The organism is Paraburkholderia sp. TE9906, from assembly GCF_056279605.1.
Genome location: NZ_JBWCCT010000004.1, coordinates 301680 through 324725 on the forward strand (window position 1 = coordinate 301680; position 23046 = coordinate 324725).

Consider the following 23046-nt stretch of genomic DNA (forward strand, 5'->3'; position numbering starts at 1 on the left):
ATATATTTTCGATGATCGATTGTAGCGGCTATGCTGCAATGCGGAAAGCGCGGCGTAAGCAGGGCAAACCGATACGGATGTCTAACTAATCTGAATGCGCGTGATCGGCAGGAAATGGAAAGGGCGGCCAGCACGGGCCGGTGGCCCAATTAAAAACCCGCCGGCAGGGGCGGGTTTTTCGTCAAACAGACGCAGTTCGCAGCGAGCTTACTTCAACGCGTCGAATGCGCGAGTACGAATCTCATCGACGCTGCCGAGGCCCGAAATGCGGCGGTACTGCGGCGCCTTCAATGCGGTCGATGCATCGCCGTTCTTTGCCCAGCTGTTGTAGTACTCGATCAGCGGCTTGGTCTGCGCCTCATACACGTCCAGGCGCTTCTTGACCGTTTCTTCCTTGTCGTCGTCGCGCTGGATCAGCGGTTCGCCGGTCACGTCGTCCACGCCTTCGACTTTCGGCGGATTGAACTTGACGTGATACGTACGGCCCGACGCGGCGTGCGAGCGGCGGCCGCTCATACGCACGATGATCTCGTCGAACGGCACGTCGATTTCCAGCACGTAGTCGATCGCGACGCCGGCCTGCTTCATCGCTTCCGCTTGCGGAATGGTGCGCGGGAAACCGTCGAACAGATAGCCGTTCGCGCAGTCCGGTTGCTGCAGACGTTCCTTCACCAGGTTGATGATGAGTTCGTCCGTGACCAGCTCGCCGGCATCCATGAAGCGCTTGGCTTCGAGACCCAGCGGCGTGCCTGCCTTGACGGCCGCGCGCAGCATGTCACCGGTGGAAATTTGCGGAATCCCGAATTTTTCCTTGATGAAGTTTGCCTGAGTGCCCTTGCCCGCACCGGGTGCACCCAAAAGGATCAAACGCATGTGATATCTCCAGATCTATGTGAATTCTTCGATGACGCTGCAGCCATCCCACGATTCGTCGAGGGACCCGCATCGGCTGCCGTTGCAGGTCTCGCGCTGCACGTCGAAACACGACGGCGCTGCAAGAAGGCAACGGTGCGACCGGGCAAACCCTGAGTTTCGCTGCTTTCGCTGGTGATGGGAGGCGCGCACAACCGTCCGATTATGCCACGGGTTTTTGTGCTCAAGACCCGAATAAAGCCTGTACGCGCGCGAGATCCGCAGGTGTGTCGACGCCGGGCAGCGGCACGTCCGGCGTGACGAGCACCGCGATTCGCTCGCCATGCCACATCGCGCGCAACTGTTCGAGCGCTTCGACCTGTTCGATCGGCGAGATCGCGAGACTCGGGTACGTACGCAGGAATTGCGCGCGATACGCGTACAGGCCGATATGCCGGTGAACCACTGCGGGTGCAGGCGGGGCGGGCATCGACGCGACATTGGGCCAGTGCGGCTGATAGGCGTCGCGGGCCCACGGAATCGGCGCGCGCGAGAAGTACAACGCGACGCCGCGCGCGTCGAGCACGACCTTGACGACGTTCGGATTGAAGATTTCAGCGGGGTCGGTGATCGGATGGGCGGCGGTGGCGATCGCACAGCCGCTGCTCGCCGCGAGGTGCGACGCGACGCCGCACACCAGTGCCGGATCGATCAGCGGTTCATCGCCTTGCACGTTGACGACGATCGTCTCGTCGCTCCAGCCGAAATGTGTCGCGACTTCAGCGAGACGGTCGGTGCCCGACGGATGGTCGGCGCGCGTCAACACAGCTTCGAAGCCGTGATCGCGTGCTGCGTCGAGCACGGCCTGCGCGTCCGACGCGACCAGCACCTGCTGCGCGCCCGACTCGCGCGCGCGTTCGGCGACCCGCACCACCATCGGCTTGCCGCCGATATCGGCGAGCGGCTTGTTGGGCAGACGCGTCGAAGCGAGCCGGGCCGGTACGACGGCAATGAACGGGGCAGCGGTGGTATGGGCTTGGGTCATCGGGAAGACAAGCGGGAAGACGAGCAGCGATAAAACCGGAGGAAGCGGCCGCGCATGCCGCGCGGGCGCAAACGGAAAAGACGGTCGCCGGCGCGCAGCAACGGCGCGAGGCTTGCAGGCGCGTTGCTGCCCCCTGCGGGCAAACCTGAACTCAGGCGACCGAGCCCGGATTCAGATCAACCGGGGTGCCTTCCACGGTCTGCCGCGCTTCGTCGACGAGCATCACGGGAATGCCGTCGCGGATGGGGTACGCGAGCTTGTCCGCGTTGCAGATCAGCTCCTGCGCGCCACGGTCGTAGCTGAGCGGGCCCTTGCAGATCGGGCAGACGAGAATTTCAAGCAGGCGAGCGTCCACGAACTTTCTCCACAACTAATGCAATGAGGCGATGATCGAGCGCGGCTTCGACCGGGACAACCCAGATGCGCGCATCGTGCCAGGACCCTAATTTTACCGCATCCTTTTCCGTTATCAGGATCGCATCGGCGTCGACGTCCGTAAAAGGATTGCGCTCGAACGCGTAGTGATCGGGCAGTGCGCGCGTGGTGGGCGCGAGACCGGCGGCGCGCAGCGTCGCGAAAAAACGCTCCGGCGCGCCGATGCCGGCCGCGGCCAGCACGCGCTCGCCGCTGAATTGCGCGAGCGGACGGCGCAGCGCGGGGTTCTCCAGATGCCACGCGTCGGCGGGGGCGAGTTGCAGCGCGAACGTGTTCGGCCAGGGCGGCAGCGTGCGCGCGTAGGGATCGTTGATCAGTGTTGCATCGCGGCGGCGTGCCAACGGCTCGCGCAGCGGGCCGGCCGGCAGCAGAAAGCCGTTGCCGCCGAGACGGTGGTCGAACACGACCAGCTCGGCGTCGCGTGCGAGGCGGTAATGCTGAAGGCCGTCGTCGCTCACGATCACGTCGACGTCGCGATGCGCGGCGCACAGCGCCTGCGCGGCGGCCACCCGGTCCGGGCAGACCCACACCGGCGCGCGGGTGCGGCGCGCGATCAGCAACGGCTCGTCGCCGCCGACCGCTGCCGCCGATGCGGGCGTGACCGGCGTCGGCGTCCTCACGCGCGCACCGTACCCGCGCGACACCACGCCGGGACTGAAGCCCGCGGCGCGCAAGGCTTCGACCAGCGCGATCACGGTCGGCGTCTTGCCGGTGCCGCCGACAGTCACGTTGCCGACCACGACCACCGGCACACCGACGCGCACGGATTTTAACCAGCCCAGCGAGAAGGCGGCGCGCCGTGCGCCGGCAATCGCACCGAACAGGCACGCGAGCGGCGTCAGCGCCCATGCCAGAGGGCCGCGCTGTTGCCATTCGCGGGCGAAACGGGCTTCGAGACGATCGCCGAGTTCGCTCATGGGCGAGTCGCGCGGACGAGCGGCGCGCCGTTCGCCGGACGGGGGCGGCGCGCCGGCGTGGAGGCGCCAGGCGCAATACGCGGGATCAGCATCAACGCGGTTCTCCGGACAGTCGAAAGTGAGGCGAAAAATGAAGCATCGGCGCGGTCCGCCGCACTTGCGCGGCAGACCGCATCGGCGTGCCTTGCGCGGCGTTCGGCATGCCGTCGAACCCACCACTCTAGCGCCTGGGCGTCCCGCCCGGCAAGTCGCCAGGCGCGTATGCGGCGGTGAGTTGCCGTTGAGCGCGCTCTTCACGGCCTGTGGATAACTTTGTGGAGAACCTGCCGTCGAACCGCCGGAAAGGGCCGTTGTGAGCCTCGCGCATCGGAGAGTGTCGCTGTTGCCCAGTTATAAACGCCATATAAATCAACGCTATGCCTGAAATCCATGCGCGCTGGTGGGAGATCTGGCGGGTTCTGTCTGGCGACTCCCGCCATGTGGACACTTTTAACAATTCAGCGACTATGCTGGACGCCGATAGCCAGTCGGTCTATCGTCTGTCCGGCCAGTCACAGATATTCCCTCGCATGAATCCCGAAAGTCCTTTTTCTTCGTCGGCGGCGCCCGGCGGTGAGGTCGTCGTTCCCGTTTCCGCGCTCAATCGCGCGATCGGCACGATGCTCGAACGGTCGTTTCCGCTCGTCTGGGTGGCCGGCGAAGTGTCCAACTTCACCCGCGCCGCGAGCGGCCACTGGTATTTCTCGATCAAGGACGCGCAGGCGCAAATGCGCTGCGTGATGTTCCGCGGACGGGCTCAATACGCCGAGTTCACGCCGCGCGAAGGCGACCGCATTGAAGTCCGTGCGCTCGTCACGATGTACGAGCCACGCGGCGAACTGCAACTGAACGTGGAGGCGGTGCGCCGTACCGGTCAGGGGCGGCTGTACGAAGCGTTTCTCAGGCTGAAGGCGCAGCTCGAAGCCGAGGGGCTCTTTGCCGCCGAGCGCAAGCGCGCGTTGCCGACCCATCCGCGGGCGATCGGCATCGTGACATCGTTGCAGGCTGCGGCGCTGCGTGACGTGCTGACCACGCTGGCGCGCCGTGCGCCGCACATTCCGGTGATCGTTTATCCCGCGCCCGTGCAGGGCGTGGGCGTCAGCGGCAAGCTCGCGGCGATGGTCGAGGCGGCCGGCGCGCGACGCGAAGTCGACGTGCTGATCGTGTGCCGTGGTGGTGGCTCGATCGAAGACCTGTGGGCATTCAACGAAGAAGTGCTGGCGCGTGCGATCGCGGAAAGCGCGATTCCCGTGGTGAGCGGCGTCGGCCACGAAACCGATTTCACGATCGCCGATTTCGCTGCCGACGTGCGCGCGCCGACGCCGACCGGCGCCGCCGAACTCGTCAGCCCGCAGCGCGTGCTGCTGCTGCGCGAACTCGATCATCGGCACGCGACGCTCGCGCGCGGCTTCGGCCGCATGATGGAGCGGCGTGCGCAGCAACTCGACTGGCTCGCACGCCGTCTCGTGTCGCCGGCGGAGCGGCTCACGCGGCAACGCACGCATCTGCAGCAATTGAGCGTACGGCTCGCGTCGGCCGGCGCGCGTCCGGTGCGTGACGCGCGAGCGCGTTTTTCGCTGCTACAAATGCGCTGGCAGCGTTGGCGTCCCGACCTCGCCGCGCATCGGACGAAGCTCGGCAATCTTGCGCAACGTCTGGACGCGGCCTTGTTGCGCCAGCACGAGCGTCAGGTTGCGCGGATCGACACGCTCGCCGCGCGGCTCGAAGTGCTGAGTCCGCAGCGCACGCTGGAGCGGGGTTATGCCGCGATGATCGACGCGCAGAGCGGTCGTGCGGTGCGCGCGCCATCGTCGTTGCGACCGGGGCGGCGCCTGACCGTGCATCTCGCCGAAGGCTCGGCCGACATCGCGCTGGCCGACGTGCAAGCGCGTCTCACCGACGGTTTCTGACACTTCGCCGACACCCGCGACAGCCGTCGATGCGACTTGCGGATGACCCGGGCACGCGCCGTGCGAACGCATTGTTTACGCCATGCGTGCGGGCTGTTTTCCGCTGCCGGGCGTAAAGTCCGTTGGTTTGCGGGGTTATTCCAACTCGCCTACAATCGAGTGCTCTTAAGCGTTATCCGCAGACTCCCCCACAACAGATACAGACAGAAGGAAAGCACCATGGAACATACGCTCCCGCCGCTGCCGTTCGCGAAAAACGCACTCGCTCCGCATATGTCGGAAGAGACGCTCGAGTTTCACTACGGCAAGCATCACCAGACCTATGTGACCAACCTGAACAATCTGATCAAGGGCACGGAGTTCGAAAACCTGTCGCTGGAAGAGATCGTCAAGAAGTCGTCGGGCGGCGTGTTCAACAACTCGGCTCAGGTGTGGAACCACACGTTCTTCTGGAACAGCCTCTCGCCGCAAGGTGGCGGTGCACCGACCGGTGCGCTGGCTGACGCGATCAACGCCAAGTGGGGTTCGTTCGACAAGTTCAAGGAAGAATTCGCGAAGACCGCAGTCGGCACGTTCGGCTCGGGCTGGGCATGGCTCGTGAAGAAGGCCGACGGTTCGCTCGACCTCGTGTCGACGAGCAACGCCGCTACGCCGCTGACCACGGATGCCAAGGCGCTGCTGACGATCGACGTGTGGGAACACGCGTACTACATCGACTACCGCAATGCGCGTCCGAAGTTCGTCGAAGCGTACTGGAACATCGTCAACTGGGAATTCGCGTCGAAGAACTTCGCGTAAGGTTGCCGGTTGCCGCGTGACGGGCGGATTCGTGTCGCCTGATTGCATTCGGCCGATATGAATTCGATGCTGTCGTAGCGATGGCAACTGTTGCGAAAAACGAAAGCCCTCCGCAGTGAGGGCTTTTCTTTTTTCGAGCCTTGAAATGATGGGGTGGGCCGTGTTCGCGTGGCGTTGCTGGCGGCTCCTGGCCGTGGAGTGTTGATTCCCCGGCTCGGTGACTTGACTGAGTTCGGCAATCGTTAAATTGACCAGCGCGCTCGCGACTTTTAAGGCTGAGTTGAAAACCCGTTTTTGTCACCCCTGGTAACGGCGACGCTGCGCGTCAACGACGTGCATCACATGGCCGTTTCGGCCTTGCCAGGCCTCGCAGGTGGATGGATCATGGCGGTGTCGATGCTCCGCCGTCCCCCTCCGAATTGCTCGACGTCTGCCGATGCCGATGACCGCGACCGCCGCCAGGCGGCGCCACCGGACTAGTGGGCGCAGGCGGCGGCGGATGGTTCATGTACTGGAAATTCTGCGCGATGGCCGCGCTCGGAAATGTCGTAGCCGGCTGCTGAATCGCATCGGCAGGCAAGCTCAAATCCGACTGCGCAAAGACGGACGATACGCAGGCGGCGCAAATCATGCCGACAGTCAAAGCCAGACGGTTCATTGAGTCATCCTTTCTTTTATGGACACGCAGCAATAGCCGCATGCTGCGAGTGCGCGTATAGTCGAGCCCCGCGCGTCACCGGGACCGGCTCTTGCGGCAGGTGGGTTTGCGCAGTAGCGTGGCAAGCGAGTCTAGGCGACTCGACGCGAAATTTGATTGCCAGCGCGCTTACAAGCGTTACCCGATTTAACACCGGCGACGCCGTGCGCGATGCGAGACACGCTCTCGATTCACCGGCCGCGGCGCACGGCTTGGCGAAAAACTTTCTGTAACTATCCGGTAACCATGGATTGCACCGATTGGCTTAACGTTTGAATTCCCATTTCGAAATGCACCCGCATGATGTCCAGCACTAAATCGATAAGTATGGCGATACCCGCCGCCGTTGTTGCGCTTGCACTCGGCGGCTGCGCGGTGATGCCGCCGAGCGGCCCGAGCATCGTCGCGCTGCCGCACAGTGGCGAATCGCTTGAACAGTTCCAGCAAAACGACTATGCATGCCGCGATTACGCAAACCGTTCCACTAACTCGTCCGGGGCCGCGCAGGCGGCCACCACGAATAGCGTGAACAGCGCGGCGCTGGGCACGTTTGGCGGCGCGGCAATTGGCGCGCTGCTCGGTGCGGCGGCCGGCAATGCAGGCGCGGGCGCGGCGATTGGCGCGGGCAGCGGACTGCTGATCGGTGGCGCGAACGGCGCGAATAGTGCGGAGTATTCCGCGGCCGGCTTGCAGGCGCACTATGACGCCGCTTACGCGCAGTGCATGACCTCGAAGGGTGACACGATCGCGCAGCCGCGGCCGTATTACGCCGCGCCGCAACCGGTGTACGTCGCGCCGCAGCCTTACTATGCGCCGCCGCCGGGATACATCGCGCCACCGCCGGTTATGTATGCACCTTATCCGTACTACTGAACTCGTTCTGCTGAGTCTTATTGATGGTGATTCGACGGCATATCCGGCCCGTTGACACCAGCAGGGGAAATGGGGCGATGGCGGTTCTGGAAAAATTAGCGCTTATGGTTGCTTGTCGCTTTGGCAATGGACGTCGAACTTCGTTTGGCTGAGGACGCGCCTGCGTTTTCTTTGCGCGACGGGCACATAGTGGATCAGCGCTGCAAAGCCCCTGCTCGTGATGAGCAGGGGTTTTGTGCTTAATGCGCACGATGTTCCGCCGCATGCGCATTGCGATGGTCCGCATCGAGCTAATCAGCATGATTCACGCAATGTGCGCCACTTACTCCGTTTCGCTCGTCGCCGCTGTCTTACGCGGACGACGGCTACGCGGCGCGGCCTTACGCGCTGCCTTCCTGCCGGCTACAGGAGCTTCCTCTGTGTCGACAACCGGTGCCGGTGCTTCAACTGGCGCGGCGATCTCGGGCGCGTCATCGATCGTTCGAGGCGTGCTTTTCTTCGCTCGCTTCGCGGCGGTCTTGCGCGGCGCGCGTGTCTTGCGACGCTCGGCCTGATTGCCGTCCGCTTCCGCAGCGTTGTCATTGCCACCGACCGCATCCGGCTCAGCAGCGTTGTTCCGCGGTTCTACCAAAGTGGCTTCCGGCCATTCGACATGGGGCGCACTGGCCGACGGTGCCTGATGCTGCTCCGGCTCGCGTGCTAGTGCCTCGTCCTCCCAAGCTTGCCCGTGACCTGCTCGCTCAACGGCGGCTCGCTCTTCCTGAGCGGCTTCCTGCTGACCACGTGCCGACTTGCGATTGCCGCGGCCCCTGCGACGCGCCTCGTGCTTGCCCGCAGGCTCGACAGCGGCAACCGACGTTTCGGCAACCTGCGCCTCATACAACTGTTCGGCCGATTCGGATTCGCCAGGCTCATTTACGCTTTCGCCCGCCGCGCCCGCCGCCGTGCTGCGGTACACGTACGCCCCGGACTTTTCATCGCGGCCAAACTCGAGCAGCCCACGCGCATGCGCCTCTTCCAGCAGATTGCCGAACGCGCGAAAACCGTAGTACGTCTCGTTGAAATCCGGTTTGCGGCGCTTGATTGCGTTCTTCAACACGGATGCCCAGATCTTGCCGCTGTCGCCACGTTCGGACGCTAGCGCATCGAAGGTTTGCACCGCGATCTCGACTGCCTTGGTACGGCGTTTTTCCAGATCCTCCTTGTGGCGGCTCTTGTCTTCATCGGGCGCGCGTTTGGCCGTTTGCTGAGCGTTTTGCTGCGGGCGCGCCGACTCGCGCTTCACGACCGCACGCTGGCTTTCTCGCACGAGGTCGTCGTAAAAGAAGAACTCGTCGCAGTTAGCGATCAGCAGGTCAGACGTGGATTGCTGTACGCCAACACCGATCACCTGCTTGGCGTTCTCGCGCAGCTTCGACACTAGCGGCGAAAAATCCGAATCGCCGCTGATGATGACGAACGTATTGACGTGCGATTTCGTATAGCAGAGGTCGAGCGCGTCGACCACGAGCCGGATATCCGCGGAATTCTTGCCTGATTGGCGCACGTGCGGTATCTCGATCAACTCGAAATTGGCCTCGTGCATCGCGCCTTTGAAACTCTTGTAGCGATCCCAGTCGCAATACGCCTTCTTGACGACAATGCTGCCCTTGAGCAGCAGACGTTCGAGCACCAGCTTGATATCGAACTTGTCGTACTTTGCGTCGCGCACGCCGAGCGCGACGTTTTCGAAGTCGCAGAATAGCGCCATGCTGACGTTTTCGTTGGATGACGCCATGTATATCTCCATTGAAGCGATCGTCGAATTCGACGGATCGCGACCATGATAGCGATTCCAGCGAAGGTGAGCAGCTTTTGTGTTCTCGCCGCACCGACCGGACAGAAAAAAAGCGGTCGCGCGGGTGGTCAGGGCGGACGCCAGCGCCTGTTCCTGTAACGAGGAGCGCGCGTGGTGCTCGAGCGAGTTGAGCGGAACGGGTTTGAATGGCGCATTGAGTTTGCTTGTATGAAATGGAAGCGGCGTGCTTGCGTGCTCGGGGCGCCTGCGAACGGAGGCACCTCCACCGCGGCGGAAATGCGAGAGGACGCCGAACACAAGCTTTGACTTTCGGACCTTTGTTGAAGGTCAGAAAGGTGACGGGTTAGCGCCGCTACATATCGCGCCGCCGTAGCGTTTCGCCCAGCCCTGCGCGCGTTTCCAGCACGCCGTCGATCAAGCCATACCCCTTGGCTTCATGCGCCGACATGAAATTGTCGCGGTCCGTGTCGCGCACGATTTCCTCGATGCTGCGCCCGGTGCGCTCGGCCATCATGGCGTTCAGGCGCGCTCGCAGATACAGCACTTCCTTCGCCTGAATCTCGACGTCTGCCGCCGTGCCCTGGCTGCCGCCGGAGGGCTGGTGAATCATGATGCGCGCGTTCGGCAGCGCATACCGCTTGCCGCGCTGGCCTGCACTCAGCAGGAACGTTCCCATGCTCGCGGCAAAGCCGGTACACAACGTCGACACCTCGGGCTTGATGAACTGCATGGTGTCGTAAATCGCCAGGCCGTCGTACACCGAGCCGCCTGGCGAGTTGATATAAAAGGAAATATCCTTGTCGGGATTTTCGGATTCCAGAAACAGCAACTGGGCGACAATCAGACTGGCAGATTGTTCGTTGACCGGCCCGACCAGAAATACGATGCGCTCGCGCAGCAAACGGGAGTAAATGTCGTACGCACGCTCGCCGCGCCCCGACTGTTCGATCACAGTGGGAACGAGGCCGAGACCGGTGACGGATGGATGGATCGAGTGCATAGGTGTCCTGTAATTGGCGGTGCGGTACGAACAGGCGATGAATGCCGATTGCCGCGGCTGGTTCACAAACCGCGCGCCCTATGCGCCGGTTGTTGCTCATTTGACGAAGCAGCCCGTGGCCGAGTGACAGGAATATTTTTGCGCCGCGCTGTCACATCGGCATGTGCTCGTGCGTCAAGCTGAAAAGAATGCAGTCTATGGCGAGCGCCTCGACAGTCCCGCAGGCAGGTAAGGCGCGCTTTTTCACCACGCACGATCTGGAGGTCTACGTATGACGGAACATGGAATCAATAAGGCATCCAGTTTCGAGGCCGTCCGCGCCCGCCTGCTCGCGCTGGCGTACCGTATGCTCGGCAGCCGCGCCGAAGCGGAAGACGTGGTGCAGGACGTCTGGCTCAAATGGCAGCTCGCAGACACGCGCGCAGTGCAAACCCCGGCCGCCTGGCTCACCACGATCGCCACGCGCACGGCGATCGACCGTCTGCGGCATGTGCAGCGCGAACGCTCGCAGGCCGCGGGCTGGCTGCCGGAACCGTGGCTCGACGAGATGGCGCCGTCGGCGGAGGAACTCGCGTTGCGGGCGGCGGAAATGTCCTACGGCGTGATGCTGCTGCTCGAACGTCTGAAGCCCGACGAGCGCGCGGCGTTCGTGCTGCACGAAGCCTTCGATTGCGATTACGCGGAAATCGCAAAAATTCTCGAGCGCACACCGGCCAGTTGCCGGCAGATCGTCCACCGGGCCAAAGCGCGTTTGCAGCGCGCAGGTGCGCCGTTGGAGCGGACCGACCCCGTCGCGCATGCGCGCATCGTCGAGCGCTTGCGCGCGGCGCTGGAGGCGCAGGATCGGACGGGGCTGCTGCGGCTCTTCAGCGACACGCCGGATGTTGTCAGCGACGCGCCCGTGTGCGCGCCTGCATGCGCTCGCGAGCCGGCAGCGGCAGAGTGGGTGGACACGGTCACGTCGCTTGCGCAGCAGGCGAGCAATGCCGAGGTGGTGTCGATCGAAGGGAATATGTGTGTCGCCCTGTTCTTCGAAGGCGACGTCGTCGGCGTGCTCGACGTGTGGACGAACGGCGTGGCGGATGGCACGACAAAGATCATCGCACTGCGCATCGTGACCAGCGCCACGCGCTTGCAAGCTGCCAACCGGGTGCTGGGCCGTGCCGCCGTCGCGCAGTTGCTCTCGCGCATCCGGCGGTACCCGGCGCCCTCAGTTGCGATGCGCCGCGAGTTCCCAGTTGATGTCGACGCATAGCACTTGCGTGCCATGCGGCGTATGCGCTGCGATCGAGGCGGTGACACACAGATGCGCTTCGTTGATCGACAGATAAGGCGGCGTGAGATGTACCTGGCCGGGCACGCGCATCGCCTGGATAAAGTAAGGCCGGCGTTCCCAACTGGCGCCTTCCGAATGCAACAGCGGCCGGAAACGCTTCGCGCGTTGCGACGTGCGCCCGGGCGGCAGCACGTTGTCGCCGATCTGCCGGCCCGAACCGTCGAGCACGAAGCAGCGTGCAGTTTCTCCGAGCAACAGCAATGGGGCGGTAGCGTGGGCGATCGACTCGCCGGCCATCAGTTGTGCGGCGGCTGTCTCCAGCGCCGTGACGTAGGGCGCGAGGCGCGCGGATTGCGCGCGTTGGCGTGCGGTGACCCGTTCGCGCAACGCGGCCGAGAGCGAGTCCATCAGGCCGGCCGCGGCTTGCGGCTTGACCGGCTCGACGCTCGGACCCGCGAAGAATGCGCCCTGCACGAAGTCCACGTTGCATTCGAGCGCGATCAGCGCGTCGCGCTCGGTGCTCAGGCCGCCCATCAGCACCAGTTGCCCGGACTCGTGCAGCAGCGAGACGAGACCCGGCAGCACGCGTTCGATATGCGAGTGTTCGCTGGCTTGCGCGAGGATGCAGCGGTCGAGTGTGACGATGTCCGGACGCAGATTCCACACGCGGTCGATGTTCGAATGTTTCGCGCCGAAGCCGTCGAGCGCGATCAGAAAACCGGATTTGCGCAGCGAGTCGATGATTTCAGCGAAGCGCGTGGTTTCGCCGCCCGCCTGCTCGGACACTTCGAGCACCACACGTTGCGGCGGCAGGCCGAGCGCCTTAAGACCGGCCAGCAGCGCATCGCCATAGCTGGTGTCCATCAGCGCGGCCGGGTGCAAACTCAGGAAGAGCCACTCATCGTGGCTGTCGAACGCGTTGAAGTTGCCGAGATGCAGCGATTCGGCCAACCGGCCGAGTTCCAACAGGTCGCCGCGCCGCGCGGCCTGCGTGAACACCTCGTGGGAGGGCACTTGCTGCGCATGTTCGTCGTGGGCCCGCAGCGACGCATGGTAGCCGATCGCGCGCCGGTGCGACACCGAGAAAACCGGCTGAAACACGCTGAAGACGGTATAGCCGCCATACAGAACGGTGCGCCGGGAGCCTTCGTCGCCGGCCATCGGGCGCGGCGGCTGGAAGCCGGGAGGATCGAGTTCGATCATGCTCATCATGTCGGTCGTATGGAGTGGGCGGCGCGCTGCGGCTCGATACGAATGCGCGCGCAAAACGAGAGTTTACAGGATAGGCGAGCAAGAACTATGCGCATGCGGAAACACAGCCTGCGCGTGTCGCAGCCGCGTGCTGATAAGACGATTGTGCGTCAGCCCGGGTGCGAACGCGACGCCTCGCACTTCGCTGGTGCGGGTTGCGCCCCGTTGCGGGTCGGCGACGGGCGCGATGCATGTCAGGTCCGCTCTGACGGATCGGTCTTTTTCGCCGGGGTGCGGATGTCCGGCGACAGTTGCGCGAAGATCCACGACGAGCACGCGGTGATGATGCCGACACACAGGAACGTCGCATGAAACGCGGGCAACGAGTTGATCGCGGTCACCCGCTGCAACAGGCCGGTGAAGGTCGCGAGCAGCGCGCCGGCAACGGTCACCCCGAGACTCATCGACAGCATCTGGACCAGCGAAAACAGGCTGTTGCCGCTGCTTGCACCGCCGGTGCCCAGGTCCTTGAGCGTCAGCGTGTTCATCGCGGTGAACTGGATCGAGTTGACGGCGCCGAAGACTGCCAGTTGCACGAGCCGCAGCCACAGCGGCTGATTCGCGCTGGTCAGTGCGAAACTCGCCATGACCAGGCCGACCAGTACCGTGTTGGCGATCAACACGCGCCGATAGCTGTAGCGCACGATCAGCTTCGTCACGAGGCGTTTGGACGCCATGCCGGCGGCGGCCACCGGCAGCATCATCAGGCCGGCTTCGAATGCGCTGTAGCCGAGGCTCACCTGCAACAACAGAGGGATCAGGTAGGGCATCGAACCGCTGCCGATCCGCGCGAACAGATTGCCGAGCAGGCCGACGCTGAACGTGTGGATCTTGAAGAGGTCGAGCGGGAAGATTGGCGCGGGTTCGCGCACCGCATGCAACGCGTAGGCGACGAAACAGGCGAGGCTCAGGATCAGCAGCACCAGCACCGTTGCGTGCTGAATGCCGAACTCGGTGCGCCCGTCGAGCGCGAAGGAAATTGCCACCATGCCGACGATCAGCAGCAGGTAGCCTTTCATGTCGAACTTGCCGGTGTGTTCGTTGCGGCTATCCGGCATGAAGATGAATGTGGCGATGCAGCCCACGATCCCCACTGGCACGTTGATCAGAAAGATCCAGTGCCACGAGGCGATCTTCACGAGCCAGCCGCCGAGTGTAGGACCGATCAGCGGTCCGATCAGCCCAGGAATCGCGACGAACGACAGCGCTGCCAGATAGCGTTCCGCCGGAAAGGTACGCAGCACCGCGAGCCGTCCGACCGGCAGCAGCATCGCGCCGCCCACGCCTTGCAGGATGCGGAAGAACACCAGCTCGTTCAGCGTATGCGCGTTCGCGCACAGCAGCGAACCGACCGCGAACACGAGGATCGCGCTGAAGAACACGCGTCGCGTCCCGAGTTTGTCGGCGAGCCAGCCGGATACGGGGATCATCACCGCCATCGTCAGCGAATAGGCGATCACTACCGATTGCATGCGCAGCGGCAACTCGCCGAGGCTCGTCGCCATCGCGGGGAGCGCGGTGTTGACGATGGTCGAGTCGAGCGTCTGCATGAAGAAGCCGGTGGCGACGAGCCACAGCATCACGGTGAGGGAGCGGGCCGAAGGTCCCGAGGGGGCGTTGACAGCGGAGGCGGGCGGAGTCGGCGTCGTGGACATGGAGGGCGGCTGGGCGCGCAGGACGGGCAGGGACTCGCTATTCTAGGGAAAAGCGTGGCGCAGCGCACTCGAAGAAGGGGTGTGCGTGGCGGGAGAGAGGCGTTGAGCGTGGGCCTTGGGACGCGATAGGAGGGAGGTGCTCAGGCCCGCTCCAACGCCGCCGCCGCGTGAAAAAACGCCTGCGCCCGCGGCTCATTACCAAACGCCACATGAATCCTGATCCACGGGCTTGTCTCCATATTGGGACGGAAGTAGCTGCCCGGCACCACCGTCACCCCAAGCGGCGTACCGCATGCCACGAGCCGTTCGGCATCGGCGACATGCGGCACGCGCGCCCACACGAACTTGCCGCCCACAGGCTTCTCGAAAATGTCCCAGCCCGCGTCTTCGAGTGTCTGGATCGTCGAGCCGAGCGCGTCGCGCATGCGGCGACGCATGCGCTCCAGATATTTCCGGTACGCGCCGCGCTCCAGCAGCGACACCGCGACCGCTTCCGCAAAGCGCGAGCAACCGATGCTCGTCAGCATCTTGATGTCGACCAGATCCTTGATGATCGCGTGGCTCGCCACCACGCAGCCGATCCGCAGCGACGACGACAGCGTCTTCGACAAGCCGCCCACGTAGATCACGTGCTCGAGCTGATCGAGCGTGGCGAGGCGGTCGGTAAGCTCGGTCTGGAAGTCGGCGTAGATGTCGTCCTCGATGATCGAGAAGCCGTGCTCGCGCGCCAGTTGCAGCAGCCGGAAGGCCACTTGCGGCGCGACCGTGGTGCCGGTCGGGTTATGGAACACGGTATTGATGAACAGCAGCCTCGGCCGATGCGACTTGAGCTGCTCCTGCATGACGTCGAGGTCGGGGCCGTTGCGGGTGCGCGGAATGCCGATCAGCTTCACGCCGTGCAGCTTCAGCAAGCCGTACAGGTTGTAGTAGCCGGGGTCTTCGACAAAGATCGTATCGCCGGGCTTGAGCATGTAACGCATCAGCAGATCGAGCGCCTGGCTCGCGCCGTTGGTGATGAGGATCTGCGACGCGTCCGCCTGAATGCCCAACTGTCCGATCCGGCTTTGCAGATGCTCGCGCAAAGTCAGGTTGCCGAGCGGCGTCGCGTAATCGACCATGCTTTGCCGGTCGGTGCGCGACACGTGGCGGATCGCTTGCGCGAGGCTGTCCGTATCGCGCCAGCTTTCAGGGATGAAGCCGCTGCCGAGCTTCAACGTTTCGCCAGGGTGGTTGAATTGCTGCAGTAGATGTCCCGATTCGTCTTCGGCGCGGCGCGGGTCCGATGCACCCTGACAAAGCGTGGACGCCGGCTGACGGTCGGCGACGTAAAAGCCCGAACCGTGGCGCGAATCGACGTAGCCGAGCGACACCAGTCGGTCATACGCTTCGATCACCGGAAAGCGGCTCACGCCGAAGTCGGCGGCGAACTGGCGGATCGACGGCAGCTTGGAGCCGGGGTGCGCGGTACGCGAGCGGATCCACGCGGTGACGCCCGCGACGATCTGTTCGGTGAGCGGCACGCCATTATCGCGATCGAGCTGGATTTCGAGTTTCATGCGCTTGCTTCCTTCGAACCGGATGACACGCTGCCAGGCGTGGCCGAGTGCGCAAGCGCCTGATTCATGACGCATCAGTCACCCAACTGTCCGGTTTTTCGACTGAACAGTTCCACTGAAAGTGTTCGGAACTGTGCATGGGTATTCGATCATCGCACGTCAATAATCGATACAACAGAAAAGTTCTTTGAAGGAGAACGGCGATGCGTGAAGTGCGGATTTTCGAATTGGAACAGGGCGAACCCGTGACGGCCTGGCGTGTCGTGCGTCCGTCGACCTTCAAGGTGCTCTCGGGCGAAATCTGGCTGACCGTCGAAGGCAGGAGCGAGGATCACTGGCTCGCCGCGGGCGAGTCGGTCGAGTTGCCGCGCCGGGCGCTCGCGTGGATCAGCGCGGGCCAAGGCGGCGCGCGCTTTTCACTGGCGAGCGGCTCCGAGCAAGTGGCGCCGAAGCCGGGGCTGAGTTTGCCGGCGTTCGGCCGCTTGCCTCGTTGGCTCGGCATGGCCTGAGAGCGCTTTGGCGAGCGTCGGTTGACCTGTCAGCCGACCTCGATCCTCAATCCTCAGCCCGGACCCGCCGCGTCATAGTCGCCGATGTACCGCGCCCTCGGCCGGATCAACCGTCCATCGCGCGTCTGTTCCATCGCATGAGCGATCCAGCCGACGACCCGGCCCACCGCGAATAGCGTGAACGCGGCGCCGGCCGGCAGACCCAGCACGCGCTCGATCGCGGCGAGCGCGAAGTCGACGGTCGGTTCCGCGCCGGTCGTGTCGCGCACCGTGCGCGCAAGCCGCAGCACGTCGCCAAGCGGCGAGCGCGCCGGCGCGCAGTCGGCAAGCATTCCTAGCAGCAGCCGCGCTCGCGGATCGCCATCCGGATAAAGCGGATGGCCGAAGCCCGACAGCAGCGGCCCCTGCGCGCCGGGTTCGTCGCGCGTGAGGCGATTCGCCAGATAGCGATCGAGATCGGGCGCGCGCGACGCTTCTTCGAGCAGCGCGGCGATCCGCACCGTCTCGCCGCCATGGCGCGGGCCCGCCAGGGCCGCGAGCCCTCCCGCCACGGCGCCGAACAGGTGCGTTCCCGTCGACGTGATACAGCGGACCGTGAAAGTCGACGCGTTCAGCTCGTGATCCGCGCAGGCAACCAGCGCCGCGCGCAGCAGCCCGGCCTGCTGCCGGTTGCGCACCTGCCACGCGGAAGCGAGTTGCCGGTGCAGCGGCTCGTTCGACGGCGCCGCCGAGATCATCGCGGCGGCCAGCAGCCGCATGACGGCGCAGGCGGTATCAAGCTGCGCATCGCGGCCGAGCGCCCACACGCGCGGCATTTGCGCAGCGGCGGCCGGCAGCAGCACGAGCGCGCGATCGAGCGGCGTGCTGTCGCTCCACAGCTTGAGCCACGCAGCCCACTGTGCGGCGGCGAGCGGCACGGCGGGCGCCTCGGCGATGCGCCGCGCGCTGCACTCCCACAGCAACGCCGCCATGTCCTCGAGCGACGCAGTGCGCGCCAGTTCCATCGCATCGTGGCCGCGATACATCAGGCGGCCGTCGGCAACCAGTGTGATCGACGATTCGAGCACCGGCACGCCCCAGTCCAGCACCTTCTGCGCGACCTTGCCGGCGCGCTTGCCGTCCGCCTTGCGACGCGCGAGGCGGCGCACCTCGGCCGCGTCGTAGAGCCGGTTCTTGCCTTGTGCATCCGGCGACGAACTCAGCATGCCGCGGCTCACGTACGCATACAGCGTGGGCAAGCTGATGCCGAGCGTGGCGGCGGCTTCGGTGGCGCTCAGGAACGTAGTGGTCGGCATGGGAATGCGGAGAAACCGAAGAAATCAATATATATTGATTATCATAATCAAGATTGATTGCGGCGGGTCGGAATTCTAGACTCAGGTCACTTCGCGGTTCACTTCCACCTGCTCCGGTATGAACGCCATGACGCCCGAACTCGCTCTCAAACATATCTGGACCATCGCCGGTTGCGACCCGAGCGCGCTGCGCTCGGTGGCGCTGAGCGGCGCGGACCCCGGCTTGCCATCGATCTACCGGGTCGGCAGTCTTGCGTCGGCGACCATCGCCGCGACCGGCCTCGCGGCGGCCGAATACCAGCGCTTGCGCACGGGCCGCAGGCAGCACGTGTCGGTGCAGATGCGGCGCGCGCTGGCGGCGTTTCGCAGCGAACGCTATTTGCGCGTCGACGAGGGTCCGCCGCCGGCGTTGCGCGATCCGGTCACGGGTTTCTACGAGACACGCGACGGCCGCTGGATTCAACTGCATACGAACTTTGCGCATCACCTTCAGGGTGTGCTGAAGGTGCTCGGTTGCGGCAATGATCCCGCCGCGGTGGCCGCCGCGATTCGCGGCTGGGACGGCGCGGTGCTCGATCAGACGCTCGCCGACGCGGGCCTGTGCGCCGCGTTGATTCGCACGCCGGACGAATGGGCCGCGCTCGACCAGGCAAAAGCGATTGCGGGATTGCCGCTGTTCGAGATCGAGCGCATCGGCGACGCGCCGGCCGAGCCGCCGCACGCCAGCGGCGCGGAGCGGCCGCTGGAGAGGGTGCGAGTGCTGGACCTGTCGCGCATCATCGCGGGGCCGGTGGCCGGGCGAGCGCTCGCGCATCATGGCGCGGACGTGTTGACGATCAACGGGCCGCATCTGCCGAACATCGCGCCGCTGGTAATCGATAACGGACGCGGCAAGCGCTCGGCGCTCATCGATCTGCGCGACGCGGGCGGGCGCGAGACCTTGCTCGGCCTCGCCGGTGACGCCGACGTGTTTCTGCAGGCGTATCGTCCAGGCGCGCTGGCGGCGCGCGGCTTCGGTCCCGAAGAGCTGGCGCGGTTGCGGCCGGGGATCGTATATGTGTCGGTGTGCGCGTATGGACACGAGGGACCTTGGGCGCAGCGGCGCGGGTTCGATAGCCTCGTGCAGTCGGCGAGCGGCATCGCCTTTGCCGAACGGCAGGCGGCGGGCTGCGATGAGCCGAAGCATCTGCCGTGTCAGGCGCTCGATCATGCGACCGGCTATCTGGCCGCGTTCGGCGCGATGGTCGCGTTGACGCGGCGCGCGAGCGAAGGCGGCAGCTGGCACGTGCGGGTCTCGCTCGCGCAAACGGGGCGGTGGTTGCAGTCTTTTGGGCAGATCCCCGACGGCTGGCGAACCCCCGATGTCACCCTCGATGACGTGCGGGATTGCGTCGCGACCGTGCAGTCGGAGTTCGGCCGGGTGCTGGGGGTGCAGCCGGCGGAAGAGATGGAAGAGACGCCCGCTTTTTACGCGTTGCCGCCTGTGAGGGTCGGCACGCATGAAGCCAGGTGGGTGTAACGGCTCTTCGCCAGCTACTTCCGCAACTCCGCAACAAAGTCGTAGTAATCGTTGCGGCAGTACGTGTCCGTCAATTCGATCGCCCGCTGATCGGCGGTGTAGCCCACGCGAGTGATCAACAGCAGCGCCTCGTTCGGCGCGATGCTCATCTGCTGCGCGATCTCCTCGCTCGCATTCACCGCGCGAAAGTGCTGCAGCGCCCGCACGATCGTCAGGCCGCGATTTTCCAGGTAGGTGTACAGCGAATCGCCGATGGCTTGCGGATCGGGAATCACCGCTGCCGGAAACGTGGAGTTCTCCACCGCCATCACGATGCCGTCGGCCAGCCGCAAGCGCCGCAGACGCGTTACCGCCGCGGCCGGCGACAGGCCGAGCTGAATGACCTCGTCGCGATTGGCCGGCGAAATCTCGCGCGACAGCCATTTCGAGCTCGGCGTAAAGCCGCGCCGCCGCAGCATTTCGCTGAAGCTCGACAGACGCGACAGCGGATCTTCGTAGCGCGGCGTGATGAAACTGCCCGCGCCCTGGGTGCGGCGGATCAATCCCTGTTCGACCAGCAACGCGATCGCCTTGCGCGAGGTGATTCGCGATACGCCCAGCGCTTCCGACAGTACGCGCTCGGAAGGCAGCGCTTCACCGGCATTCCAGCGGTTTTCGTGGATGGCGCTGCCGAGCTTGCGGGCAAGTTGCAAATAAAGCGGCGTGTCGTTTTCCGGGTCCGGGCGCAGGTCGCGCCAGCGGTCTTCCGAGGCAGAGGTCATGGGGCTTACGCAAGATAGGCAAGCGGCAATTCTATGACATCGGCGCGTCCCGTTATAGCGGACTTTTGCCTGGGGCACGGCCGCGGCCGCGTCGAGCCGCTAAACTCGTCGCTATGATTTTTCGTAGGGGCGTCGCGCGCAGCACGTGGCGCCGCCGCATCGGTTTGCATCCAGACACTTCGAGGAGTCCGTATGACGAGCGATATCGCGAGCGTGAGCCTGCCCGATGGCGAACGCATCCCGGCACTGGGGCAGGGCACATGGGAAATGGGCGAAGCACCGGCGCGGCGGGCGGCGGAAATTGCCGCGATGCGCTGCGGCATCGAACTGGGCATGACGCTGATCGATACCGCGGAAATGTACGGCGACGGCGCGACCGAAACGCTGCTCGGCGAAGCGCTGGCCGGTTTGCGCGACCAGGTGTTCCTGGTCAGCAAGGTGTATCCGCACAACGCCAGCCGGCGCGGTGTGATCGCCGCGTGCGAGCAGAGCCTGAAGCGTTTGAAAACAGACCGGCTCGATCTGTATCTGCTGCACTGGCGCGGCTCGGTGCCGCTCGCGGAAACCGTTCAGGCGTTCGAGACGTTGCGTGCGGCGGGAAAGATCCGGCATTGGGGCGTCAGCAACTTCGACACCGACGACATGGAAGAGCTGCTTGCCGCGCCGGGCGGCGACGCGTGCGCGACCAATCAGATTCTCTACAACGTCGCGCGCCGCGGACCGGAGTTCGATCTGCTGCCATGGCTCGCCGCACGCAAGATGCCGGCGATGGCATACAGCCCGGTCGATCACGCGCGCCTGCCGAAACGCTCGCCGCTCGACGACATCGCCGACGCGCGCGGCATCTCGGTGTTTCAGGTGGCGCTCGCGTGGGTGTTGCTGAAGCCGGGCGTGTGTGCGATTCCGAAGACGGGCCGCATCGAGCACGTGCGCGACAACCATCGCGCATCGCAATTGCGGCTAAGCGCAGACGAGCTTGCCGCTCTCGACACGTATTTCAAACCGCCGCGCAGCAAGCGTGCGTTCGAGATGCTGTAAATGGGGTGAGCGCGGCCGCGAGTGCCTGGGGCACGGCGGCCCGCCGCGCGGGGTGCTCAGGTGCAGGCGTGGTGCATGTGGACGGAGCCCAGCACGGCGACTTCGGCGGGGGTGTGCTTGAGGGCCTCGTCGTCGACCTGGGCGGCGTCCGCGAGGAAATCGGCGACGATCGACGACACCGGTATGTCGCGCAGACACAGCGACACGCGCTGCGTCTCGTTGGCGGGCAGTGCCGCGCGCTGGCCGAGGAACAGGACGCCGTACTGATAGCCGTGAATGATGCCGCGGATCGCGCCGACGCATTGGCCTTGCGCGGCGTTGTCGTTTCTCTGCTTGCACATCTGCACGAGCGTGTAGGCCGAGAAGCTGGGGTCGACCGGGGGCGCCGCCTGCGACATGGTCGGCGGCAGAGGTTTGGCGGGAGGTTGCGCCGGTGTTTGGGCATGAGCGAGCGATGCGAGGCCCAAAGCGGCAACCATCAGCAGGCCGGTGGCCGCGCGTGCCGCGGAGGGAGGAACGTTTCGTTGCATGTTGTAGGCCCTCATATCGAACGTTGAATTTGATATGAGGCGATCGCCCCGGAATGGTTCCATAACACGGGTGCGCGACCGCCTGTTTTGTTCGTCTGCCGTGAGCGGCGCGGTTCGTGTGCAGGTTCGCGTGAAGGTTCGCGTGACCATGGGTGGGCGACTGGCGGCACGATGTCCGGGAGATGACAGCGTGCCTGCCGCGTTTCGCGAATCGCTTTTCGCGACCGGCCTCGGGCGGTGACGCTCGACCGGGGGATCGAGACATCACCGCCGATGCCAGCGGATAGCGGACGCGATGCCCGGCGCATAACGCCGGCGGAGAGCAGGGCGCGGGGGCACCCCTACCCCAGGAGCGGGCGCCTGCTAGTGCCCGTTCCCTCCGCCATTGCCGCCACCGTTGCCGCTGCCGCCACCCTTGCCTCCGTGACCTCCGCCGAAGCCTCCGCCGAAGCCTCCGCCAAGGCCGCCGCCGAAACCGCCACCGGAGCCACTGCCTTTACCACCGCCGAAACCACCACCAAAGCCGCCGCCTTGGCCACCGCCGGGGCCACCGCTGGGGCCACCGCTGGAGCCGCAGCTGGAGCCGCCGCAACCGCAGCCGCTCCCGCTTCCACCGCCGCTGCTGCCACCGCCGCTGCTGCCACCGCCGCTACTTCCACCACCGCTGCTTCCACCACCGCTGCTTCCACCGCCGCTACTTCCACCACCGCTACTTCCACCACCGCTACTTCCACCACCGCTACTTCCACCGCCACCATTCCCCTTGCCGCTCCCACCTGCGCCTCCGCTGGAACTGCCGCCTCGTCCCGCGACAGCCGCCCCAGCCCCAGCCCCAGCCCCAGCTCCAGCCCCAGTGCCGCTGCCGCCCGACCCCGATCCGCTATTGGTGGCGCTCGCCGCGCCGTTGTTGCCACCGCCACCGCCACCGCCACCCGCGTGGCGACCGCATCCGCCGACACCGGTGCCGGTGCAGTCGCGCGGCACGAAGACCGCGGCGGCATCGTCGTCGGCGGTCGCGTCGCCGAGCGCGCTGCCGGTAGCCACGGCATCCGGCGGCGCGCTTTCGCTCTGCGCGACTTGCGTCGGACCTCGCTCGCTGCTGCCCGGCACTGACGCGTCGGTCGACACCATCCACTTTGGGATCACATCGATCGATGCCGGGTACGCGAACTCGATCGTCAGTGCAATCACGCCCGCGACGATCACAGCGCTGCGCATCACCCCGCAGTAGTACTGATCGAATTTTCTGGTCCTAATCGCATCTCTCCCGAGGGAACGACGGTACCTCGTTG

General features: G+C 65.0%; 20 protein-coding genes. 7 read left to right on the forward strand and 13 right to left on the reverse strand.

All coding sequences use genetic code 11. The features are described 5' to 3' along the window. Positions 1-207 precede the first annotated feature (207 nt). The 4 genes from adk to lpxK form a co-directional block, all read right to left on the reverse strand. Complete coding sequence (adk, locus tag ACZ9H4_RS12285) at positions 208-873, reverse strand: adenylate kinase (protein ID WP_408140597.1); 666 nt, start codon at positions 871-873, stop codon at positions 208-210. A 223-nt stretch (positions 874-1096) separates the two neighbouring features. Next, entirely contained in the window at positions 1097-1897 is an 801-nt protein-coding gene (gene kdsB / locus ACZ9H4_RS12290) for a 3-deoxy-manno-octulosonate cytidylyltransferase (RefSeq protein ID WP_408140599.1), read from the reverse strand. A 151-nt stretch (positions 1898-2048) separates the two neighbouring features. Next, positions 2049-2252 carry a Trm112 family protein gene (locus ACZ9H4_RS12295; protein ID WP_121315547.1) on the reverse strand — a complete coding sequence of 68 codons (204 nt, stop codon included), beginning with the start codon at positions 2250-2252 and terminating at the stop codon, positions 2049-2051. Next, positions 2233-3249, reverse strand: a complete 1017-nt coding sequence (gene lpxK, locus ACZ9H4_RS12300; protein WP_408152425.1) for a tetraacyldisaccharide 4'-kinase — start codon at positions 3247-3249, stop codon at positions 2233-2235. Before lpxK ends, ACZ9H4_RS12295 begins: the two co-directional genes overlap by 20 nt. 569 nt (positions 3250-3818) lie before the next feature. Here lpxK and xseA point away from each other — a divergent pair. The 3 genes from xseA (at position 3819) to ACZ9H4_RS12315 (ending at position 7566) form a co-directional block, all read left to right on the forward strand. Further along, the gene (gene xseA, locus ACZ9H4_RS12305) at positions 3819-5198 is read left to right on the forward strand and encodes an exodeoxyribonuclease VII large subunit (RefSeq protein ID WP_408140602.1); all 1380 of its coding nucleotides are present in this window, start codon (positions 3819-3821) and stop codon (positions 5196-5198) included. Between the two features lie 219 nt (positions 5199-5417). Further along, complete coding sequence (sodB, locus tag ACZ9H4_RS12310) at positions 5418-5996, forward strand: superoxide dismutase [Fe] (protein ID WP_042321432.1); 579 nt, start codon at positions 5418-5420, stop codon at positions 5994-5996. A 997-nt stretch (positions 5997-6993) separates the two neighbouring features. Beyond that, positions 6994-7566: a glycine zipper family protein gene (locus tag ACZ9H4_RS12315; RefSeq protein WP_476119161.1), complete on the forward strand. Its 573-nt coding sequence runs from the start codon at positions 6994-6996 to the stop codon at positions 7564-7566. 322 nt (positions 7567-7888) lie between these two features. On the opposite strand, the gene ACZ9H4_RS12320 is transcribed toward ACZ9H4_RS12315, so the two are convergent. Further along, positions 7889-9343 carry an NYN domain-containing protein gene (locus ACZ9H4_RS12320; RefSeq protein ID WP_476119162.1) on the reverse strand — a complete coding sequence of 485 codons (1455 nt, stop codon included), beginning with the start codon at positions 9341-9343 and terminating at the stop codon, positions 7889-7891. Between the two features lie 373 nt (positions 9344-9716). Next, complete coding sequence (gene clpP / locus ACZ9H4_RS12325; RefSeq protein WP_476119163.1) at positions 9717-10364, reverse strand: ATP-dependent Clp endopeptidase proteolytic subunit ClpP; 648 nt, start codon at positions 10362-10364, stop codon at positions 9717-9719. A gap of 271 nt (positions 10365-10635) precedes the next feature. On the opposite strand from clpP, the gene ACZ9H4_RS12330 reads away from it, so the two are divergent. Further along, a complete protein-coding gene (locus ACZ9H4_RS12330; protein ID WP_476119164.1) occupies positions 10636-11619 on the forward strand; it encodes a sigma-70 family RNA polymerase sigma factor in 984 nt (327 codons plus the stop codon). Here ACZ9H4_RS12330 and ACZ9H4_RS12335 read toward each other — a convergent pair. The 3 genes from ACZ9H4_RS12335 to ACZ9H4_RS12345 all read right to left on the reverse strand — a co-directional run bounded on the left by ACZ9H4_RS12335 (position 11575) and on the right by ACZ9H4_RS12345 (position 16102). Next, positions 11575-12849 (reverse strand): EAL domain-containing protein, encoded by a 1275-nt coding sequence (locus ACZ9H4_RS12335; RefSeq protein WP_168664603.1) that lies wholly within the window; start codon positions 12847-12849, stop codon positions 11575-11577. The two genes, ACZ9H4_RS12330 and ACZ9H4_RS12335, sit on opposite strands and share 45 nt — an antisense overlap. A 236-nt stretch (positions 12850-13085) precedes the next feature. Next, positions 13086-14546: a multidrug transporter subunit MdtD gene (gene mdtD / locus ACZ9H4_RS12340; protein ID WP_408140613.1), complete on the reverse strand. Its 1461-nt coding sequence runs from the start codon at positions 14544-14546 to the stop codon at positions 13086-13088. A gap of 140 nt (positions 14547-14686) precedes the next feature. Continuing rightward, on the reverse strand, positions 14687-16102 hold the full coding sequence (locus ACZ9H4_RS12345; protein WP_476119165.1) for an aminotransferase-like domain-containing protein: 1416 nt from the start codon (positions 16100-16102) through the stop codon (positions 14687-14689). 203 nt (positions 16103-16305) lie between these two features. Between ACZ9H4_RS12345 and ACZ9H4_RS12350 the strand changes: the two genes are divergently transcribed. Beyond that, complete coding sequence (locus tag ACZ9H4_RS12350) at positions 16306-16611, forward strand: DUF2917 domain-containing protein (RefSeq protein WP_408152428.1); 306 nt, start codon at positions 16306-16308, stop codon at positions 16609-16611. Between the two features lie 53 nt (positions 16612-16664). Here the strand turns inward: ACZ9H4_RS12350 and ACZ9H4_RS12355 are convergent, their stop codons facing one another. Continuing rightward, a complete protein-coding gene (locus ACZ9H4_RS12355; RefSeq protein WP_476119166.1) occupies positions 16665-17906 on the reverse strand; it encodes a citrate/2-methylcitrate synthase in 1242 nt (413 codons plus the stop codon). Positions 17907-18033: 127 nt separating this feature from the next. On the opposite strand from ACZ9H4_RS12355, the gene ACZ9H4_RS12360 reads away from it, so the two are divergent. Then, positions 18034-19425 carry a CoA transferase gene (locus ACZ9H4_RS12360; RefSeq protein WP_476119167.1) on the forward strand — a complete coding sequence of 464 codons (1392 nt, stop codon included), beginning with the start codon at positions 18034-18036 and terminating at the stop codon, positions 19423-19425. Between the two features lie 14 nt (positions 19426-19439). Here ACZ9H4_RS12360 and ACZ9H4_RS12365 read toward each other — a convergent pair whose 3' ends face one another. After that, positions 19440-20186, reverse strand: a complete 747-nt coding sequence (locus ACZ9H4_RS12365; RefSeq protein WP_042321463.1) for a GntR family transcriptional regulator — start codon at positions 20184-20186, stop codon at positions 19440-19442. Positions 20187-20378: 192 nt separating this feature from the next. On the opposite strand from ACZ9H4_RS12365, the gene ACZ9H4_RS12370 reads away from it, so the two are divergent. Then, positions 20379-21224: an aldo/keto reductase gene (locus ACZ9H4_RS12370; protein ID WP_476119168.1), complete on the forward strand. Its 846-nt coding sequence runs from the start codon at positions 20379-20381 to the stop codon at positions 21222-21224. A gap of 56 nt (positions 21225-21280) precedes the next feature. On the opposite strand, the gene ACZ9H4_RS12375 is transcribed toward ACZ9H4_RS12370, so the two are convergent. Together ACZ9H4_RS12375 and ACZ9H4_RS12380 are read right to left on the reverse strand one after the other, a co-directional pair. After that, positions 21281-21754 carry a hypothetical protein gene (locus ACZ9H4_RS12375; protein ID WP_408152432.1) on the reverse strand — a complete coding sequence of 158 codons (474 nt, stop codon included), beginning with the start codon at positions 21752-21754 and terminating at the stop codon, positions 21281-21283. A gap of 363 nt (positions 21755-22117) precedes the next feature. Next, positions 22118-22972 carry a hypothetical protein gene (locus tag ACZ9H4_RS12380; RefSeq protein WP_476119169.1) on the reverse strand — a complete coding sequence of 285 codons (855 nt, stop codon included), beginning with the start codon at positions 22970-22972 and terminating at the stop codon, positions 22118-22120. Positions 22973-23046 lie beyond the last annotated feature (74 nt).

What these genes read in the sequence shown, in the direction of transcription:
- sodB (WP_042321432.1), top strand. Translation starts at nt 5,418, where the DNA reads ATGGAACATACGCTCCCGCCGCTGCCGTTCGCGAAAAACGCACTCGCT.
- ACZ9H4_RS12360 (WP_476119167.1), top strand. Translation starts at nt 18,034, where the DNA reads ATGACGCCCGAACTCGCTCTCAAACATATCTGGACCATCGCCGGTTGC.
- xseA (WP_408140602.1), top strand. Translation starts at nt 3,819, where the DNA reads ATGAATCCCGAAAGTCCTTTTTCTTCGTCGGCGGCGCCCGGCGGTGAG.
- kdsB (WP_408140599.1), bottom strand. Translation starts at nt 1,897, where the DNA reads ATGACCCAAGCCCATACCACCGCTGCCCCGTTCATTGCCGTCGTACCG.
- ACZ9H4_RS12330 (WP_476119164.1), top strand. Translation starts at nt 10,636, where the DNA reads ATGACGGAACATGGAATCAATAAGGCATCCAGTTTCGAGGCCGTCCGC.
- ACZ9H4_RS12375 (WP_408152432.1), bottom strand. Translation starts at nt 21,754, where the DNA reads ATGCAACGAAACGTTCCTCCCTCCGCGGCACGCGCGGCCACCGGCCTG.
- lpxK (WP_408152425.1), bottom strand. Translation starts at nt 3,249, where the DNA reads ATGAGCGAACTCGGCGATCGTCTCGAAGCCCGTTTCGCCCGCGAATGG.
- ACZ9H4_RS12365 (WP_042321463.1), bottom strand. Translation starts at nt 20,186, where the DNA reads ATGACCTCTGCCTCGGAAGACCGCTGGCGCGACCTGCGCCCGGACCCG.
- ACZ9H4_RS12345 (WP_476119165.1), bottom strand. Translation starts at nt 16,102, where the DNA reads ATGAAACTCGAAATCCAGCTCGATCGCGATAATGGCGTGCCGCTCACC.
- ACZ9H4_RS12335 (WP_168664603.1), bottom strand. Translation starts at nt 12,849, where the DNA reads ATGAGCATGATCGAACTCGATCCTCCCGGCTTCCAGCCGCCGCGCCCG.
- ACZ9H4_RS12350 (WP_408152428.1), top strand. Translation starts at nt 16,306, where the DNA reads ATGCGTGAAGTGCGGATTTTCGAATTGGAACAGGGCGAACCCGTGACG.
- ACZ9H4_RS12355 (WP_476119166.1), bottom strand. Translation starts at nt 17,906, where the DNA reads ATGCCGACCACTACGTTCCTGAGCGCCACCGAAGCCGCCGCCACGCTC.
- ACZ9H4_RS12380 (WP_476119169.1), bottom strand. Translation starts at nt 22,972, where the DNA reads ATGCGCAGCGCTGTGATCGTCGCGGGCGTGATTGCACTGACGATCGAG.
- ACZ9H4_RS12370 (WP_476119168.1), top strand. Translation starts at nt 20,379, where the DNA reads ATGACGAGCGATATCGCGAGCGTGAGCCTGCCCGATGGCGAACGCATC.
- mdtD (WP_408140613.1), bottom strand. Translation starts at nt 14,546, where the DNA reads ATGTCCACGACGCCGACTCCGCCCGCCTCCGCTGTCAACGCCCCCTCG.
- ACZ9H4_RS12315 (WP_476119161.1), top strand. Translation starts at nt 6,994, where the DNA reads ATGATGTCCAGCACTAAATCGATAAGTATGGCGATACCCGCCGCCGTT.
- adk (WP_408140597.1), bottom strand. Translation starts at nt 873, where the DNA reads ATGCGTTTGATCCTTTTGGGTGCACCCGGTGCGGGCAAGGGCACTCAG.
- ACZ9H4_RS12320 (WP_476119162.1), bottom strand. Translation starts at nt 9,343, where the DNA reads ATGGCGTCATCCAACGAAAACGTCAGCATGGCGCTATTCTGCGACTTC.
- clpP (WP_476119163.1), bottom strand. Translation starts at nt 10,364, where the DNA reads ATGCACTCGATCCATCCATCCGTCACCGGTCTCGGCCTCGTTCCCACT.